At 66.5% G+C, this 2,114-nt stretch carries 2 protein-coding genes; both read right to left on the bottom strand.

Annotated features, from left to right (window positions below):
• Positions 1-32: 32 nt before the first annotated feature.
• On the bottom strand, positions 33-1,076 hold the full coding sequence (locus tag ACIPIA_RS14835; protein WP_400510657.1) for a GMP reductase: 1,044 nt from the start codon (positions 1,074-1,076) through the stop codon (positions 33-35).
• A 134-nt stretch (positions 1,077-1,210) separates the two neighbouring features.
• Positions 1,211-2,114: DMT family transporter (locus ACIPIA_RS14830; RefSeq protein WP_400510655.1), on the bottom strand; the 904-nt coding region annotated here is incomplete at its 5' end.

Raw genomic sequence — 2,114 nt, 5'->3', positions numbered from 1 at the left:
GCCGGCCTGAGCCGGCACGCACCGGAGCCGGCTCAGTTGCCGAACACCGTGTTGAGCTGGGCTCCGACCATGATGAAGGTGGTGCGTTTCGATACCTCCTTCAGGCTGACGGCGCCGATATAGGTCATCGCCGAGCGCACCCCGCCCATGATCTCCTGCATCGTGCCCTCGACCGGGCCGCGATAGGGCACCTCGACGGTCTTGCCTTCGGAGGCCCGGTACTTGGCGACGCCGCCGGAGTACTTGTTCATCGCCGTGTCCGAGGACATGCCGTAGAAGGTCATGGCGACCGGCACCTTCTCGCCGCCGCGCTCCTCGTAGCGGATCTCGCCCTCGCATTCGTCATGGCCGGCGAGCATGCCGCCCATCATCACGAAGTCCGAGCCGCCGCCAAAGGCCTTGGCGACGTCGCCCGGCACGGTCAGCCCGCCATCCCCGCAGACCAGGCCCTTCAGCCCATGCGCGGCATCGGAACATTCGATGATCGCGGAAAGCTGCGGATAGCCGACGCCTGTCATCTTGCGGGTGGTGCAGACCGATCCCGGGCCGATCCCGACCTTGACGATGTCGGCGCCGGCCAGGATCAGAGCCTCCGTCATATCGCCGGTGACGACGTTGCCGGCCATGATCGCGGCATCCGGGAAGGCGGCGCGCGTCGCCTTGACGGTATCAACGAACTTCTCGGTGTAGCCATTGGCGACATCGAGGCAGATCTTGGCGACCGGCGACTGCGCATGGACCGCCTTGAGCTTGTCATGGTCGGCATCGGTGGTGCCGAGCGAGTAGAAGGCGTTGGCCGAGCTCGGCTCGCGGAAAAAGGCGATGAGCTGTTCGGCGCTGTAGTGCTTGTGGAGCGCGACCATGGCGCCGTGCTTCAGCAGGGCGCGGGCCATGCTCATGGTGCCGACCACGTCCATATTGGCGGCGATCAGCGGGAAACCCTTCCAGTCCTTGCCCGTGTGGGCGAAGCGGAAGCTGCGCTCGACATCGACTTCGGCACGGCTGCCGAGCGTCGAGCGCTTCGGGCGGATCAGAACGTCGCGGAAGTCGAGCTTCGGGTCGTTTTCGATGCGCATCGGATTGGCCTCTGGTGGCGTTCTGGCCGGCTCGAGCCGGAATCCCGGGGCGTTTTCCCGGGTGACGCACGCGAAAAGAGACGTGCTCCGACACATAGCGCCCGGCCTGCGATGATGCAATCCTGAGCCTCGGCTCAGGCCGAGGCGGGCGAGACCGGCGGGCGGGCGTTCTTGCGGATGGTGTAGAGCGTCGCGCCGATCACGATGACGGCGCCGATCCAGGTGGTGAGCGCCGGGATCTCGGCGAAGAAGACGAAGCCGGTGAAGCTCGCCAGCAGCAGCCGGCTGAAATCGAGCGGCGCCAGGGCCGCCGCCTCGCCGACCTGATAGGCGCGGGTGATCAGCCATTGGCCCGCCGTGCCGAAGACGCTGAGGACCACGAGCCAGAACCACTGGTCCGGCGTCGGGGGCTGCCACCAGAGCCAGGTGGGGACAGCAAGCAGGGCGATCAGGACGATGCCTTGATAGAGCAGGATCGTGTCGGTGCGCTCGCTCGCCGCGAGCTTGCGGACGCTGACGGTGATGCCGGCGCCGAAGATGGCTCCGGCGACCGAGAGCAGTGCGTAGACGTCGAGACCGTCGGTGCCCGGCCGCAGCATGATCAGCACGCCGATGAAGCCGATGATCGTCGCAGCCCAGCGCCGGCCGTCGACCGCCTCCTTCAGCACCAGCACGGCCGCAATGGTGACGAAGAGGACCTGGCTGAAACCGATCGCCGTCGCCTGGGCGAGCGGAATTTTCACAACGGCCGTAAAGCCGCAAAGCATGGACAGCAGCGTAATCACGCTGCGGAAAACCTGCAGGCCGAGACGCTCGGTATGCAGCGCGCGGCGCAGGCTGCCGGCTGCGAAGAGGAGCAGGATCGCGGTCATGATCACCTGCCGGACCAGCAGGATCTGCACCAGGGGGATCGCCTGGCCGACATGCTTGATGCCGGCGACCATCACCGCATAGACCAGCAGAGCCGAGATCATGAAGACTGAGCCGCGCAGATTCGCGCTGGCGCCACGCCACCAGCGCCGCAGCCGGTTCAGATTC

The sequence above is a fragment of the Allobosea sp. CER48 genome, from assembly GCF_044752385.1.
Taxonomy (GTDB): domain Bacteria; phylum Pseudomonadota; class Alphaproteobacteria; order Rhizobiales; family Beijerinckiaceae; genus Allobosea.
Note: the sequence above shows the minus strand (reverse complement) of the source record. Positions and strands in the feature narration are given on the sequence as shown.

Coding starts and splice junctions, on each gene's coding strand:
- ACIPIA_RS14835 (WP_400510657.1), bottom strand. CDS start 1,076: ATGCGCATCGAAAACGACCCGAAGCTCGACTTCCGCGACGTTCTGATC.